The organism is Gillisia sp. Hel_I_29 (assembly GCF_000744275.1).
In the GTDB taxonomy this organism is placed as follows: Bacteria; Bacteroidota; Bacteroidia; order Flavobacteriales; family Flavobacteriaceae; genus Gillisia.
On the sequence record NZ_JQLP01000005.1, the window covers coordinates 1,494,971 to 1,510,815 of the forward strand.

14 protein-coding genes are annotated in these 15,845 nt (G+C 33.8%); 3 read left to right on the top strand and 11 right to left on the bottom strand.

The annotated features are described in order from the left end of the window. Positions 1 to 46: 46 nt before the first annotated feature. The 3 genes from P163_RS11945 to P163_RS11955 form a co-directional block, all read right to left on the bottom strand. Positions 47 to 2,794 carry a T9SS C-terminal target domain-containing protein gene (locus P163_RS11945; protein ID WP_034891427.1) on the bottom strand — a complete coding sequence of 916 codons (2,748 nt, stop codon included), beginning with the start codon at positions 2,792 to 2,794 and terminating at the stop codon, positions 47 to 49. A 264-nt stretch (positions 2,795 to 3,058) separates the two neighbouring features. Further along, positions 3,059 to 3,895: an ABC transporter permease gene (locus tag P163_RS11950; RefSeq protein ID WP_034891430.1), complete on the bottom strand. Its 837-nt coding sequence runs from the start codon at positions 3,893 to 3,895 to the stop codon at positions 3,059 to 3,061. Positions 3,896 to 3,898: 3 nt separating this feature from the next. After that, entirely contained in the window at positions 3,899 to 4,798 is a 900-nt protein-coding gene (locus P163_RS11955; RefSeq protein WP_034891433.1) for an ABC transporter ATP-binding protein, read from the bottom strand. 91 nt (positions 4,799 to 4,889) lie between these two features. Between P163_RS11955 and P163_RS11960 the strand changes: the two genes are divergently transcribed. Then, positions 4,890 to 5,951 (top strand): hypothetical protein, encoded by a 1,062-nt coding sequence (locus P163_RS11960; protein ID WP_034891436.1) that lies wholly within the window; start codon positions 4,890 to 4,892, stop codon positions 5,949 to 5,951. Between the two features lies 1 nt (position 5,952). Here P163_RS11960 and P163_RS11965 read toward each other — a convergent pair whose 3' ends face one another. The 6 genes from P163_RS11965 to P163_RS11990 form a co-directional block, all read right to left on the bottom strand. Beyond that, positions 5,953 to 7,011, bottom strand: a complete 1,059-nt coding sequence (locus P163_RS11965) for a nucleoid-associated protein (RefSeq protein ID WP_034891439.1) — start codon at positions 7,009 to 7,011, stop codon at positions 5,953 to 5,955. Between the two features lie 118 nt (positions 7,012 to 7,129). Further along, the gene (locus tag P163_RS11970; RefSeq protein ID WP_034891443.1) at positions 7,130 to 7,642 is read right to left on the bottom strand and encodes an IS1096 element passenger TnpR family protein; all 513 of its coding nucleotides are present in this window, start codon (positions 7,640 to 7,642) and stop codon (positions 7,130 to 7,132) included. 27 nt (positions 7,643 to 7,669) lie between these two features. Then, the gene (locus tag P163_RS11975; RefSeq protein ID WP_034891446.1) at positions 7,670 to 8,695 is read right to left on the bottom strand and encodes a COX15/CtaA family protein; all 1,026 of its coding nucleotides are present in this window, start codon (positions 8,693 to 8,695) and stop codon (positions 7,670 to 7,672) included. 44 nt (positions 8,696 to 8,739) lie between these two features. Next, on the bottom strand, positions 8,740 to 10,167 hold the full coding sequence (locus P163_RS11980) for a CCA tRNA nucleotidyltransferase (protein ID WP_034891448.1): 1,428 nt from the start codon (positions 10,165 to 10,167) through the stop codon (positions 8,740 to 8,742). A 3-nt stretch (positions 10,168 to 10,170) separates the two neighbouring features. Continuing rightward, positions 10,171 to 10,743 carry an L-threonylcarbamoyladenylate synthase gene (locus P163_RS11985; RefSeq protein ID WP_034891451.1) on the bottom strand — a complete coding sequence of 191 codons (573 nt, stop codon included), beginning with the start codon at positions 10,741 to 10,743 and terminating at the stop codon, positions 10,171 to 10,173. Further along, entirely contained in the window at positions 10,733 to 11,842 is a 1,110-nt protein-coding gene (locus P163_RS11990) for a glycosyltransferase family 4 protein (RefSeq protein WP_034891455.1), read from the bottom strand. The genes P163_RS11985 and P163_RS11990 overlap by 11 nt, the downstream gene beginning before the upstream one ends. Before the next feature lie 167 nt (positions 11,843 to 12,009). On the opposite strand from P163_RS11990, the gene P163_RS11995 reads away from it, so the two are divergent. Then, on the top strand, positions 12,010 to 12,798 hold the full coding sequence (locus tag P163_RS11995) for a glycosyltransferase family 2 protein (protein ID WP_034891458.1): 789 nt from the start codon (positions 12,010 to 12,012) through the stop codon (positions 12,796 to 12,798). On the opposite strand, the gene P163_RS12000 is transcribed toward P163_RS11995, so the two are convergent. Continuing rightward, entirely contained in the window at positions 12,795 to 13,919 is a 1,125-nt protein-coding gene (locus tag P163_RS12000; RefSeq protein ID WP_034891461.1) for a hypothetical protein, read from the bottom strand. The two genes, P163_RS11995 and P163_RS12000, sit on opposite strands and share 4 nt — an antisense overlap. A 92-nt stretch (positions 13,920 to 14,011) precedes the next feature. Here P163_RS12000 and P163_RS12005 point away from each other — a divergent pair, with 92 nt between their 5' ends. Next, positions 14,012 to 14,758: a lipopolysaccharide kinase InaA family protein gene (locus tag P163_RS12005; RefSeq protein ID WP_034891464.1), complete on the top strand. Its 747-nt coding sequence runs from the start codon at positions 14,012 to 14,014 to the stop codon at positions 14,756 to 14,758. An 8-nt stretch (positions 14,759 to 14,766) separates the two neighbouring features. Here the strand turns inward: P163_RS12005 and P163_RS12010 are convergent, their stop codons facing one another. Beyond that, positions 14,767 to 15,828: a glycosyltransferase family 9 protein gene (locus P163_RS12010; RefSeq protein WP_034891467.1), complete on the bottom strand. Its 1,062-nt coding sequence runs from the start codon at positions 15,826 to 15,828 to the stop codon at positions 14,767 to 14,769. Positions 15,829 to 15,845 lie beyond the last annotated feature (17 nt).

Genomic DNA, 15,845 nt, shown 5'->3' on the forward strand with positions numbered 1-15,845 from the left:
TTCACGAAAATAAGCAATAATTGTACCTAACGCAATTGCGCCAATCCTACCTTATAAGGCTAAAATGACCTGTAAATTCTTCTCCGTTCTTCATCTTAGCATGAAACCAATAATCGTCTTCTGGCATTGCATAGCCATTAAAAGTGCCGTCCCAACCTTTACCCTTAGGACTAAGTTGTTTCAATAGTTTTCCATACCTGTCATAGATCTCAATTTGAGTAAGAGTATTATCAGCAGTATCAGTATTAAAGGGTATCCAATAGTCATTATATCCATCATTATTTGGCGTAAAAAGCGAAGGGAATCCAAACAATTCTACCTCTAATTGAGCTACCCCGCAAGAATTTTCATCTTTTACGAATACAGTATGGGTTCCTCCTAATACGTTATTAAAAACTGGACTATTTTGATAAGGTCCATATTCGTTATCCAATGAGTATGAAAGCGCATTTTCATCTGTGGAAGTGGTTTCGATAGTGATATCATTATCAGCTCCATTATTTTTTACAACAATATTCGAAATTGCGGGTGCCTCTAAAGCATTCACAGTAAATTGTACTGTTCTCCCACATCCTACCAAAGGATCTGTAATTTCTAGGGTGTATAATCCTCCAGAATTTATTTCAAGTTCTCTAGTTGTAGCACCAGTATTCCATCTGTAGTTGTAATTGTTAGGGTTTGGAATATCATCCATTCCTATTGTAAGTGGAAAGTTATCTGTGCAAGCTTGTATAAGTTGCTCATTTTTAATGGAGGGAAATGCAATTAAATCAAGCTCAAGAGATCCAAAACCGAAGCAATCGCCAGATTTTTTCAACTTTATAAATACGGTAGAAGGCCTGCCCTCATAGATTCTAGGTAATGGATTGATACCGTAAATAGCATCATCTTTACTCTGAAAAAAGTCCATGGTTACATCATTTCCTAAATTTAGATCTAAGAGTATTGAAGCTTGAATAGTGTCAAAATTGAACTGCCCAGAACCGGAGGTTAGGGAACATCCAAAAACGGGATCTGGTTTTATTTCTATAGTTGAAGTTGTTTCAAGAACTACTTTAGATAAACTATAACAGTCTGTATTGAATGCTATAGTTTTTACCGTTAATTCTTGATTTCTAATAGTATTTGTAAATATAGGATCTAAAGATTTTTCATTGTTAATATCATTCATCGCCTCTGCATCAGTCTTATAGAAATAGTACTGCATTTGTGTATTTGAAGCTTCAGTATCTCTTATTTCCTGAAGGTTGAAAGTGGTAATACCATCTGTAGGATCTATATCTCCCACATCACATTGATTGAGCTTGTAATCAGAAACTTTTGGAAGTTCTACTATAATCACTTCCTCGCAAGCGGGGTCTAGCGGTATTCCATTAACTATTTTTGTTATTGATACCGTGTAGCTACCCGGGGCTGTAAAAGTATGGGTTGGAGAAACTTCTGTAGAAGTAGAACCGTCTCCAAATTCCCATACAAGACTATCATAGCTGCTAGTATTGGATAGTGTGAATTTAGTTTTAGCGCCTAAACAAAGATTTTCAACATCAAAATTGCTATTGAAAAGAGATTGAACAAAAGGAGGTAGCCCTAATCTTAAATATCCACTTTTGATCTTAATACTGTTATGAGCGTAACTAACATTAGCACCGGTTGCTTCAGGATTATTAATAACAGATAGTGATTGATGGTCTTCTATAAAAACAGGATATCCTGCTCTATAGATCTTTCCATTTAACGCAAGCTGAAGTGCTCCGGCTACATTATTAGAAGTATTAATGGAGTATTGAGAATTGGCTATGTCTGTTCTTGTGAGATCAAATTGAATTAAGGCGCTGTTCTGAAATACATCCCGGTTATCATAATTATTGGCAGTAACATATAGTTTCTTAGATTCCGAGGAAAATTCAATGCCGTAAGGAAAGGAGTTTGCCAAGATAAGGAGCTCATTAGATACAGTTCCACTTATATCATCAAAATTATACAAAAATACTTTTCCGGTTTTTTTTCCTCCACCGGTTCTCGGACTTCCTAAAGATGTGGACGAATAAGCTACTGCCAGCTTTTTACCATCGGGAGATATTTTTAAATATCCTGGTGCAGTTACATTACCCTTGCTATCTTCATCAATTAAGGGATGTACATTATTAGAAACTGTAGAAATTACTGGAGAACTTTCTACCCCTGCAGAGCTAACTCTAAACGCGTAAAATTTATTTGTGAATTGTGTTACCACCCAGTATGAGATACAATCCCCAGCTATCACGGCAGATATTTTTTCTGAACTTTTGTATTCGTTTTCTATTGGTTTTGAAGCATCATACGTAATAAGATGTATATTCTTTTTATCTGAAATTATTGCGCCTTTACCATTGTTCATCGCCATGTCTATTTCAGAATAATGTATGCCTTCAATAGGATCGTTAGGTACTTCACTAATATCGGGTTTATCTACGGTAAAAATATAATATCTGCCAGGATTTCCTGGTCTTGGCACTATGATGGCAGATTGGGTACTTGAGGCATTTCCTTTTAATGAAGAACCATTCTGCATAATTTCATTGGTTCTATCAAAAACCCGGGTACCATCAGTATAAAATAATAAATTTCCATAGCTGTCTGAGATAGATGCAGATCCTTCTGAAGTTTGCAAACTACTATTAGATATAGATTCAACACCACTGTCGGTAAAATGAAGTCCGGCAGATTGTCCAAAATGCCAATATGCTGTCTCTTTTTGAGAAAAGCAAAGCATTGGTATGCTGAAAATAAATAGCGTTAATAAAATGCTTTTCATAATGGTTAAAGCTATGAAAAATAGCTATGAACTTTAAATTTTTTCTTAAAGTAAAGATGAATGTTCAAAAATTAATGGATTGAAGCAAATAGTTCTAAAAAAGGAAGAAGTATTAAAGAGGACCTTGATTTTAAAATTTATATAAGTAATATGCTCATTAGATCAAATTAAGATCTATCATTCTTTGATTTATAAGCAAATTCAGAAATATCTTCAGGTAGCACTAAGCCTTAAAAAACCATCTAATTCTATCTATAGTATTAATTATAGATCTCTTTTTTTCAATAGTTTATAAGACATGAACACAAAAAGTCCTGTCCATGCAATTACAATTAGAATTTGATACCAATGTACCCCATAATCCTTATCAAGTTCAGAGCCTATTTGAGAGGCTGCAGCTTTTATAACATTTAATCTGGATATTGGTTCTACAACAAGATTACTCATTGATTCTAAGGGGAAGAATTGAGCAATGGAATCTGCCACATCAGAATCTCTAAAAATTTTCCATTTTAAAACCCCATATGCTATGCTCTCTGCGATCCACCATATAAATAAAAATCCTAAAGCGAATGCAGATCTTTTTATAAGTATTCCCAAGAACATACAAAATGAGAAAAAGCCTACCAGTTTTACAAAATAGCCCAATAAGTATTCAAGATCTGAGAATACTATTGAAAGCTCTGTATAATCTGAAAATGAATATCCTAAAATTAAGGATACGATAAACAGAAATAGGGTAGAGACGAGTGAAAAAAGTACTACAGTTATAAATTTAGATAGAACAAATTCCTTTTTACTAAGACCATCAATTAAGTTCTGTTTTAAAGTTCTATTGCTATATTCATTAGACATCATAGAAACAATTACAATGGCCAGAAACAATTTTAATAGGGCTGCGATATAACTGTTAAAGTGCCATATAAATGGGAAATTAAATATTCCCTGATCTGCCAGTCTAAAATGAACATTTCCTAAATTGAATTCTATGGAAGCGATAAGAGCTATAAAGGTAATTAGGATAAAATATGTGGTAGTGAGGATCTTAGCAGACCGACTATATTTTAGTTTGTGGAGTTCTATATTTAAAAGTCGTAACATGTACTAAGAATTTTCTTTTGTTAATTGAAGGAACTGCTCTTCCAAGCTTTCTTTTCTCTGATTGAGATAAGACAGGGTTAAGCCTTGGTCGAATATATATTTATTCATCATCTCTGCATCCATAGGTTCATTCAAAATGGCTGTTATTAGACCTTCGATATTCGTAACTTTACCTATAGATGGATGTTTTGTAACGATTTCTTCTAGGTGTTGCATGTTTGCGGCTTTCAACTCAAAGAATCCAAAACTTGCATTCATTTCATCAACCCTTCCGCTATATAGTTTAACCCCTTTTCTAATTATAACCACGTGAGAACAAACCTTTTCTACTTCATCTAATAAATGAGATGCTAAAAGAATGGTTGTGCCGGTAGAAGCGATCTTTCTAATGATCTCGCGAATTTGATGTATTCCTTGAGGATCTAATCCATTGGTAGGTTCATCAAGAATAAGTATTTCCGGATCGTTCAAGAGTGCAGATGCAATTGCTAACCGCTGCTTCATTCCCAAAGAAAAAGCTTTAAATTTGCTGTCTTTCCTTTCTAAGAGATCAACAATAGCTAATTTTTCTTCTATCTTAGCGGGGTCTACACCTTTAATCTTACATACCAATGCCAAATTTTGAACAGCGGTCATATATGGATAGAAATTAGGATGTTCGATAATGGCTCCTACTTTCTTTAATGCTTCATGAGTAGAATCTTTACCATCAAACCAAAAGAATTCTCCACTAGTTTTATTAACTACGTTTAAGACCATTCCAAGGGTAGTAGATTTTCCACTTCCGTTTGGCCCCAAAATTCCATAAACATTACCTCTTTGAATTGTAAAGGAGAGATCGTTCACAGCGGTTAAAGCACCGTATTTTTTTGTGAGATGTTGTAGTGTTAGAATTGTATCCAAAGTAAACTTGATTTTAACATTTGACGACTAAGTTAACGTTTTGTTACAGCAGAAGTGAGGGAGAAATCTTATTTTTGGAAAAATCGGTTACATGGAAGAAAAATTAATGTCGAAGAAAAAGCCTTCATTTCCAGTGAATGAACGCTTTAATGCTTATCTCGCAAAATATAACAGAAATACCAAGATCCCTGTGTTTTATGATGATCTTCTAAGGTTTGCAGGCTGTGTTACTGTATATGATAGACATGACGAGGATACGCTTTGGGTACGATGTTATTATTCTGATAGTGAACGAAAAGAAATAGACGATTCTTTAAAACATGTGTATACCATTTTGCATTCCGATGGTAGTGATGATTCTTTAGAATCTTTAAATATTGATGCTATAGACTATTGCACCTTCGGAAACTCAAAACCTTTCAGAATTAAAGTTCGAAATATTTTAAATGATAGTTTTACCTATTTCTACGTGAAAATGGCAGATTCTTCTAGGATATATGGCCTTGAAATAGAGCATATATTATCTCCGCACCGTATCAATTTTCTAGTTTATAAAGACACATTAATAGAAGAACACATTGCAGGAATACCCGGAGATGTTTTTATAACAGATGAATTACCGCATTGCGATGATAGAGCAAAAACTCAAATAGCTAAGCAGTTCGTTAAATTTAATGAACGATGTATGGTTAGGCTTCTAGGTGATATGCGAGCTTATAACTACGTAGTTATTCCTACCCACGATTTTGATCATGTGGAGTACACCATAAGAGCTATAGATTTTGATCAACAATGTTTTGAAGGAAATCTAAAGGTTTACAGACCGCAATTCTTTAAAGAAAACTATAAGATGGTTCAACTTGTAGCAGAGAAGTTACAAGACGATTCTATAGAGCAATATAGAAGAGAGGAACGTTCTCTATTAGCCAAAAGGATGATTAACGCACATTCCAGATTTAAAGAGCTTATAAGATGCATGATTAATGACCATGTTTCTACACCAGAGAATGTTAGAACTCTGAGAAAAGATCTATTCGTATTCACACGAGACGTAAAATTTAAACGAGCGAGAACTATGGGGCAAATCCTTAGAACAGCCTTAGAGTTTGTGCGTAGAAATTATGAAGATGTAAATATGAAAGTGCTAAGGTAACTTAGCTCTTTTCTTCTTTATTGAAATAAACCAGGTAATAATACATCTGCTTTTCTTCATCCCATCCCTTTTCTACAAACTTCTCTGCAGATTCCGGGTTTATGAAATCCATTCTAATCTGTATATGAGTATCAAGATTAATGGTATTCTTTATAGATTTTCTTGAAGCAGTTACAGCCGAGTTTGAGATTGGAAATTCTGTAAGATCTTCAATTTTATATTTAGGAGCTTTCTCCGTTTTGTAGTTCTTAAATTCTGGAATAAGATCTGGATTATCTATTACAGAGTTTAGAAAGTTATCTTCATCAAAAGAGTCGTTTTTTGCAAAATAATCTACACTACGGTTCATGAACATAACCTCCTCTTTTTTATCTTCTGCTGGTAAAACAACATCTTTAGCAAAATTCTGACAGAATTTTAGGTACTTCTTAGTATAGAAATTCTCATCTGCCAGTACATCTACTCCAAGAAAATTCTCTAACCAGTATTTTGTATCATATTTGTTAGAATCTACAGAAAGGATCTTATATCCTTCGTCTTTATTCTTATTGAAAATAAGTGCGCCTTTATCTAGTTTATTAAGGTTAATTCCTTGCTGAATGATCATTTCTAAAACACTTCCTTTTTCCTGAAATTGTAAGAAATCATGCTTTAACTCAGATTTAAATATTCCTATAGCTGAGGTCTTCTCATTATCTAAAAGCATATTTTCAAAATATACAATGTAAACCTCTCCACTTTTAATATGTGGATGTGCAGATTGTTCAAACAATAAAGTGTTTATCTTTTTAGAAACTTCATGCACAGATTCTGGATCTTCAAAGATCTTGTTGGCAAAATTATATAACTCGTTAAATTCTAGATCTGTCTCATGAAAGAACTGGTAATAGTTCTCTTCTTTTTCTCTAAAAGGCTTAAGAAAATATTCTTTTATAAGTGGAGTGATCTCATCATTTAGTTGAAAAGGTTCTGCAGATAAAAAAATGTTTTCATTTCTACTTTTATTACCAACACGGTGAATAGAAAGAGATTCAATTTGAGCGTTATATAAGTTGATCATTTTAGAGGTTTACGTAGATGTTTAACGTGGAGGTTAAATGTCTTACTAATAAAATAAATTAAAGGCTAGGTTAACAGCTATGTATCGAGTAACTTAAAGGTCTGAAGGTTTAAAATGATTAATTCCAGTTATCGTCAAAAGGAAGGTCATCATAATCTTCAAGATCAAAATCATCATCAAAATCATCGTCGTCAAACCCATCTTTTTCGGCTACAAATTCTTTATCTGGTGCCTCCATAGGTATTTGGCCATGAACGAACATTAGGTTTGGGTAATCTCTTCCATCTTCGGGCTCTGCAATTTCAGCAAGTTCTATAAGAAAGGTCCACATGCTTAAAAAGTCGTACACGTATATAAGCTTAGTCTGAGATTCTGATACTACAGAATCTAAGGTTGTCTCGTTCATGAGGCGTATAGATCCTTCCTCGTCAGAAAGGTCGAATTGTGAGATCTCTTCCCCTTGGTTCCAGGTGTCATCACTTATATAAAAAGAGGCCATTTCTGAACCATCAAATCCAAAAGCATTGATTATGGAGTTATGGAAATCTTCCAAAGTACTTTCTTCTAAAAGTTCAATGTCTCTAAAAACATCCTCTTCAGCATCCAAAATAACTCTAAATCGATAAATCATAATATTCTTTTTTTTGAGCACGCAAAGTTACAAACTTTTAGCCTTTTTAGTGGCACGTAAAACCTCCAATAATATATAAAATTGAAACCCGAAAAGTAACGTAGCAATAACTAGATGTAAAGGTTGAGAAAGAACCGGAAAATCTAGATAATACATTGCCATTCCGGTAAGAATTTCAGCAAATATCAAACCTATTATCCAGTTCATCTTATTAAAACCAAGTGATAATTTTTTATTTTGTCTCCAAAGTAATAGGTTTACTAATAAGATAAGTATAGAGAATGATCGATGAACGTAGAAGGTGAGCGATGGATTTTCTAACCATTGCTGATTGGTGCCATAACCTAATAGTTTTATTTGCTCATCTATAAGTTGCCTTACCTGTGTACCAGAGGTTATCTGTATAAGCGTAAAAATTATGGCAAAAAACATCAAACTTTGAAATGCTTTATTTTTAAATTTTGAAGACGTATTAAGTGTTGTTAATTGCATTAAATACAATAAAATTGCAACTATTACTAACGCCATAAGCATATGCACGGTGATCTTTACCGGAGAGAGTACAGAGTAAACAACTGTTGCGCCAAGCCAGGCTTGGAATCCCATTAAAAAGACGGTAAGCCATGATAATAATGTAATTCGCTTTTTGATCTTCCATTTTGAAAACGAGAGTGCTGCCATAATTAAGATCACAATTCCGGCAAGGGCCCCAGCAAGTCTATTGAGATACTCTACCCAAGTGTGCCAGGGATTGAAAATGGCATAATCATGTTTGGTATAGGTATTCCAATTAGAAGGGTTATAAGTATCACCCGATCTAAAATCTGTAGCAGCTACCTGTAGAGCTTCATCAACTATAATTACCTGACCTTTTTCGTAATCATGTTCTGATTTAAACTCAATTTCAGAAACCTCGGTAGGAGGAATATAATATCCAAAGCATTTAGGCCAGTCTGGACAACCCATTCCAGATCCGGTCATTCTTACTAAAGCACCTGCAATAATTACAAGGTAGACTAAGGCGAGTGATAATTTTACTAATTTTCTATACATTTCTTAGGGTATTATCAAATATCGAAACCAAAATTTAAGTAAGATCAAGCTTTCTTTAAGCCTAGTTCTTCTCCTTTTTTAAGCATGTAGTTTCTAGCAGCATCATAGTCATTGGCAATTTCACCTTCCAGAATAGCTTCTTTTATAGCATCTTTAATCATCCCGATCTCTCGAGAAGGCTTAAGATTAAAAGTTTCCATGATCTCTTCCCCAGAAACAGGTGGCTGGAAATTCCTTACATGATCGCGCTCTTCAACCTCTCTTAATTTTATCCGAACCTTTTTAAAGTTATTATGATACTTCTTAAATCTTTTTGGATTTTTGGTAGTAATATCTGCCTCACAAAGTGTCATAAGATCTTCTATCTCTTCCCCGGCATCAAAAACTAACCTTCGTACTGCAGAGTCTGTAACTTTTTCATCTGCAATTACAATAGGTCGAGAACTCATAAGAACTAACTTCTGAACATACTTCATCTTCTCGTTTAATGGAAGTTTCATATGTTTAAAAAGCTTGTACACCATTTTCGCACCCACAAATTCATGTCCGTGAAAAGTCCATCCAATTTTCTTGTGAAATTTCTTTGTTGGAGCTTTTCCTATGTCATGTAATAAGGCAGCCCATCTAAGCCAAAGATTATCGGTATTTTCTGAAATATTATCAACAACTTCTAACGTATGCCAAAAGTTGTCTTTATGTTTTTGTCCTTCTATTTCTTCAATACCTTCCAAAGCAGTAAGCTGAGGCATAATAATAGGCAATAACGCTGTTTTATGAAGTAACGCAAATCCTATAGAAGGTTTTTCAGACATTAAAATTTTGTTGATCTCTACAACAATCCGTTCTCCAGAAATGATCTTTATTCTTTCTTTATTTCTAGTAATGGCTTCCAGAGATTCTGGTTCTATCCTAAAATTTAATTGAGTTGCAAAGCGTATAGCTCTCATCATTCTCAAAGGATCATCAGAATAAGTGATATCGGGATCTAGTGGAGTTCTTATCAGTTTGGTACTAAGATCTTCTAATCCGTTAAAGGGATCTAGGAGTTCTCCATAGTTATTTTCATTAAGACTTAAAGCCAGTGCATTAATAGTGAAATCTCTTCTGTCCTGATCATCTTCCAAAGTTCCATCTTCTACCACCGGATTTCTACTCTCTAAATTGTAGCTCTCTTTCCTGGCACCAACAAATTCAATTTCCATATCATAAGCATGAAGCATGGCAGTTCCATAATTCTTAAAGATCTGTACTTTAGGGTTATGGTCTAGTAAGGAGGAGACCTTTTTAGCTAGCTCTATACCACTTCCAACTGCAACTATATCTATATCCTTATGTTCACCGCGTTCCAGTAAAAGGTCTCTTACAAATCCGCCAATTACATAACTATCTATTTGAAGCTCTGCAGTAGCCTGAGAAATTACTTTAAAGATGGGATGCTGAAGTGCTTGACTGTAATTCTTTTTATTGGGCATGTCTTATTTGCGTATCACTTTTACAGATCTATCGTTTCCAAGCTTAATAATAGCCGATGGAGGACCTGAATTTTTAGAATGATGCAAATTTACTACATAGTCCACACCTTTTAAAATTTCAGGAGAAATTTGAGAAAAAGAATTAGGTGTTGGTTCTCCACTAATATTGGCAGAAGTGGAAACTATAGGTTTTCTAAATTGATAGATAAGCTGTTCACAAAATTTATCTTTAGTAACTCTTATTCCCAAAGTATCGTCTGCTGCTACCAGATTATTCGCAACTCTTAAAGGATTGTCATATATTATTGTAGTTGGTTTTGAGGAATGCTCTATAATTGGATATGCTGCATCTGGCACCTGATCTACAAATTGCTCTAGCATTCTAAGGCTATTCACTAAACAGATCATCGCTTTACTATCACTTCTTTTCTTAAGTTTATAGATCTTATCTACAGCTTCAGAATTTGTAGCATCGCAACCAATTCCCCATACGGTATCTGTTGGATAGAGTATAAGACCTCCTTTTTTAAGAATTTCCAGACAAATCTCTATTTCCTGTTTGATGTTATTTTCCATTTACAATGCTTTTATAGGTAGTCATCGTTTTTTGCGCCATAGTTTCTGTAGAAAAAGATCTTATAAGGACGTTATGAGAACGATGAATAAAATTTTCTTGCAAAGATACGTTGTCTATTAAAGTTATAAGCAAGTTTGCAATTTTAATATGATCATGCGCTGGAGCTAATAACCCGTTTACTCCATGTTCTATGATCTCTGGAATCCCTCCAACATTAGTACTTAAAACAGGAATTTTCATTAAAAAAGATTCATAAATAAATTGAGGCACTCCTTCACTCTGAGAAGTCAATACAGAAATATTAAACTGAGAGATGAGCTGTGATGCATTTGGCTGGAAGCCCATAAATGTTATATGATCTTCCAGATGAAGTATCCTAACTCGATGAATTAAGGCATCTGTTCTTTTACTAAATGCGCCTATCTGAATAAAATGGAGTTCTTTTTTATTTTGAACGTTTACTAGTTGATCTATAACATTTATAAATGTATCTAAGTCTTTTGCTCTTATATGATTTGCAATATTTCCAATAAGTATTTGATCTTTCTTCAGATTTAGCTGTTCTCTCAGAATAATAGAAGATGGATATGGATTTGCAGACACATTGGTACCATGATAAATGGTTTCTAGTTTGTCTTTTTCTACTATTGCTTTAGAGGTAATTCTCCGAGTTTCTTTAGAAACGCATAAGATCTTCTTTATCTTAGGGTAGTTGTATTTATAAAGGGTTTGTCTTCTATCTTTTATAGGAAAAGAGGTTTTTTTACTAAGTACAAATGGAGGCAGCCGGTATAATTTATCTGCTATAATAGAGAGTGTTAGTGCGGTTGGATCATGAATATGAATTAGATCAATTTTCTCTTTTCTACAGATAGCAATGATCTTTGAGCTATATCTTGGGTCTATCTTTAAGCTTAAATTTGAAGTTGAAACAGATAGATCATTCTCCTTAAGTTTTTGGTAAAGTGCAGAATTATTGGGGCATAGTACAAAATTCTTATTTTCAGGATAGGTGCTGTTTAGAGTTTTTACCAGATTGAAAATATGATTTTCTCCACCTCCCCAGGTCTTTACCGCAGATAGATGTAAGATTTTCATATTTTTGAAGCCGCTTTCATTGGTGCAAATTTACAATTTCCCTAAAAGAAGCTTGTACTAATCATTCTGAATTTTATATTTGGAAGGGAAAGGAGAGAGATTTATAAGAAGGTTTATTTTTCGTTAATCTCATCAACAGAATATATTATATAATTTTAAAATCATTAATGAAAACAGCGCTGCTTATTTCTACCTACAACTGGCCAGAAGCCTTAGAATTAGTACTTAAAAGCCTTATTGCTCAAACAGTACTTCCAGACGAGGTACTTATTGCAGATGATGGTTCTAGAGATGAAACAAAAGCGCTTATAACTAAATTTAAAAAAGAATCTACTCTAAATATTAATCACGTATGGCATGAAGATTCGGGGTTTAGAAGAACTGTTATTCTAAACAAAGCTATAGCCAGTACCAATGCAGATTATATTATTCAATTAGATGGAGATTGTATAATGCATTCAAATTTCATTGAAGATCACATAAAAAACGCCACTGTAGGTATCTACTTATTTGGAAGTAGAGTAAATCTAACCGAAGAGCTAAGCGCTGGTGCAGTTAAAGATCAGCAAATAGATTTTAGTTTTTTCACTAAGGGTATGACGCGAAGAACTAGGAATATTTATCTTCCTAAATTTGGAGCATTTTATAAAGCTAAAAAAGAACTTTCTAAGAAAGTACGAGGATGTAATCTTTCTTTCTGGCGGGAAGATTTTTTAAAGATAAATGGTTATAATGAAGATATGACCGGATGGGGTAGGGAAGACTCGGAAATGGTAATAAGATTATTAAATAATGATATCTACGGAAAAAGGCTAAGATACCAAGGCATCATATACCACCTGTGGCATCCCCAGGCCCAAAGAGAGCGAGATACCATCAACTATAAAATTCAATTAAAAGCTGAGCAACAGAAATTACAGACCTGTGAAAATGGAATTGATAAGTATTTGCCTTAGCAATTAAGAAACTTAATTATAGCCTGTGCTGCTCTGATGGATGGAGTAGAACCTTCCTGCACAAAATAATTCTCAAGATTTAATTTTTCTTGAACAGGTCTATATTCATCAAAACTTAAGAAAGCTTGCGATAAATCGCTATCCAAATCTTTAATACGGTCTATTACCAAACCACTCTGCCAAAATCTATAATTGATGTCCTCTTTATAATCTATACCATTCGTGTTTAAAAATAAACACGGTCTAGGATTAATTATAAACTCATATACCTGGCTAGAAACATCGCCCAGATAAAGATCTGCAGCATTAACTAATTGCATATCTGTACTGTCTGCAGAACCTAGATCTATGTGAATATGCGGTGCATCTAAAAACCTTTTTGGAATTTGCTCTTTATTTTCACCTCCCTTTAATTCTTGAAATAAATGTAAATGGGGTGCGAAGATCAAATTATATTTATCCTGATTGTAAAAATATGCGAGTATCTCCAAACCAAATTTGTTCCATGAAGATAATTCAGAATCAAAGTGAGGATTGTAGATAACAACGGGTTTTTGATTTTTAAAAAAGTTCTTTTTTTTCAGATTTTTTACAGCATCTAATTTAGGATACCCAACTACTACAGGATTTTTCCCTAATAGATTAAGTTCTTTGAATTGCTGATGGTGAAACTCGCCAAATAATAATTGAAAATCGAAATCTAATTGAGCGGGATTATAAGAATAGGCTCTACCAGGAGTACCATGTGGGAACTTGATCAATTTAATATGGGTTCCTAGAAGATATTTCTGAAAATAATCTGTAAAGACTACCGCGTCAAAATTGTCTGTGATGTATTTTTTGTTCTTTTTTATCCAGAAACCTTTTCTAGGCAATTTTCTATCCTTTAATTTATCGGTAAGTGCTCGAAAAGGGGAGGTACTAAGTTCTTCAATTTTTAAAGCCGTTGGTTGAAATCTATTAATACACTTAAATAAATAGGGATCTGGATTTTTGTAGGTAAGTATAGACACTTCATGATTCTTAGCAAGTTCTGCTGCTACACTTATAAAATGATTGATATGATGAATTTCATCAAGAAATAGAAATCCAATTTTAAATGATTCCGATTTATTCTTCACAAGTAATTTCTTTACATTTTAAGCAAATATAATTTAATAAAAAGAACCTTAGTTCTATCAATTTAAGAATACCAATATTTTATATTTGCAGCATGAAAGCTAAGTTCAGCCAGAATTATTTATCAGAAAATATCGAGATCTCTCAAATTATTGAAGATTTCGATGCTACCGGCACCACTCTCTATGATGATAGAAATACAATAAAGATCTTTGATCATAAGGGTGATGTTTTAAACATCAAAAGGTTTAAGGTGCCTAATGCGGTAAACAAGATTGCGTACAAATTCTTCAGAAAATCTAAGGCAGAGCGTTCTTTCAATTATGCACAGGAGTTATTAAAGAGAGAGATAGATACACCAGCACCCGTGGCTTATTTTGAGGAGCAGTTGCCTTTTACTTTTGGAACAAGCTACTTTGTGAGCAAGCATATAACGTATGATCTTACCTATAGAGAGCTAGTACAAGAACCAAATTTTAAAGATCACGAAAAGATCTTGAGGGCGTTTACCAGATTTACTTATGAGCTGCATCAAAAAGGAGTGTTGTTTTTAGACCACTCTCCGGGTAATACGCTTATTCAGATTAATGATGGTTCGTATAAATTCTATCTGGTAGATCTTAATAGAATGATCTTTAAAGATCTTACTGAAGAAGACAGACTTAAAAATTTTAGTCGACTTTCTCCAAAAAAGGAAATGGTAGAAGTTATGGCAAATGAATATGCTAAACTTATCAGTAAACCATCCGTAGAGATCTTTGAAAAAATGTGGGCATACACGGCCGCTTTTCAGGAACAGATAGAAAGAAAGAATAGATTAAAGCAAAAATTCAGAAAGTAGTCCAATCCCTATTTATTTCGATCTAAGAACAATTTCAGATCTGGATAGATAAAATCTGGTTTAAAGATCCAATACCATTGGTAAGCTTCTTTTCGAAGGTCTTTTTTATCTTTTTCTATAAATAGTTCTGGTCTATAATCATTTAGATGAACCCCTACATTTTTTAAACCGTCTTCATATAAATTCCAGTCGGCTTTAAATATTTGTGGGCTAAATATGGAGAAGCTTGGAATGCTTAAAGCTTTGGCCATATTAACAGCACCGCCTTCATTACCTATAATAGCATTGCAGTAGCTGGTTAGCGCCATAAATTCTCTAAGATTCTTTCCGTAAACAGCTAGATTTATTTGAGCTCGGGTTTCTTCTTCACACAATTCTAAAATTTCTAGAACAGTATCTTTTTGTGAAGGGATGTAATTAATTATGAGTTGAGCCTTGGTTTGAGCCACAATATAGTTCAATAGCATGGCCATATATGGTTTGGGGTAAGATTTACTTTCTGAACTTCCCAAAATACCTATCATATACAAAGGCTGCTGAAGGTCTATTCCATTAACAATCAAAAGTTGCTTCGCCTTATCTTTCTCTTCCTGAGTAAGATAGATCTTAGGTTTTAGAGCTTTTGGGAAACTTTTTCCTAGTCCCTTTAATAATAGCATTCTATTTTCAATAGCTAAACCTGCTGGTGTTTCAGATTTTGTAGCGGGTCTATATCTTTTTGAATAGGCATTTTTGGTATACCATTTCTTAAAAGAGATCTTCTCTGAAGCTCCACTTCTCATAGTGATAGCTGCCGAATTTATTTTAGAATAGACATCAATAACAACATCATACTTCTCTTCTTTAACAATGTGGATCATCTTAATCAAACCTTTTGCAGATTTATGCACTTCAGGATCAAATATGATGTATTTATCTATAAACGGATTGTTCTCTACCACCGGGAGCGTATGCTTATAGATCAAATAATGAAGTTCAGCATCTGGGTATCTGGAGCGTATTGCCTCAAATAGAATTGAGGACGTAAGTACGTCCCCAATCATTTTCATCTGTATGATAAGTATTTTCAATCTTAGAGATTATAAAT

Excerpts from the sequence above, each read along its gene's own strand:
- P163_RS11970 (WP_034891443.1), bottom strand. The coding sequence starts at position 7,642 with ATGATTTATCGATTTAGAGTTATTTTGGATGCTGAAGAGGATGTTTTT.
- P163_RS11990 (WP_034891455.1), bottom strand. The coding sequence starts at position 11,842 with ATGAAAATCTTACATCTATCTGCGGTAAAGACCTGGGGAGGTGGAGAA.
- P163_RS11950 (WP_034891430.1), bottom strand. The coding sequence starts at position 3,895 with ATGTTACGACTTTTAAATATAGAACTCCACAAACTAAAATATAGTCGG.
- P163_RS11960 (WP_034891436.1), top strand. The coding sequence starts at position 4,890 with ATGGAAGAAAAATTAATGTCGAAGAAAAAGCCTTCATTTCCAGTGAAT.
- P163_RS11975 (WP_034891446.1), bottom strand. The coding sequence starts at position 8,695 with ATGTATAGAAAATTAGTAAAATTATCACTCGCCTTAGTCTACCTTGTA.
- P163_RS11945 (WP_034891427.1), bottom strand. The coding sequence starts at position 2,794 with ATGAAAAGCATTTTATTAACGCTATTTATTTTCAGCATACCAATGCTT.
- P163_RS11985 (WP_034891451.1), bottom strand. The coding sequence starts at position 10,743 with ATGGAAAATAACATCAAACAGGAAATAGAGATTTGTCTGGAAATTCTT.
- P163_RS11965 (WP_034891439.1), bottom strand. The coding sequence starts at position 7,011 with ATGATCAACTTATATAACGCTCAAATTGAATCTCTTTCTATTCACCGT.
- P163_RS12005 (WP_034891464.1), top strand. The coding sequence starts at position 14,012 with ATGAAAGCTAAGTTCAGCCAGAATTATTTATCAGAAAATATCGAGATC.
- P163_RS11995 (WP_034891458.1), top strand. The coding sequence starts at position 12,010 with ATGAAAACAGCGCTGCTTATTTCTACCTACAACTGGCCAGAAGCCTTA.
- P163_RS11980 (WP_034891448.1), bottom strand. The coding sequence starts at position 10,167 with ATGCCCAATAAAAAGAATTACAGTCAAGCACTTCAGCATCCCATCTTT.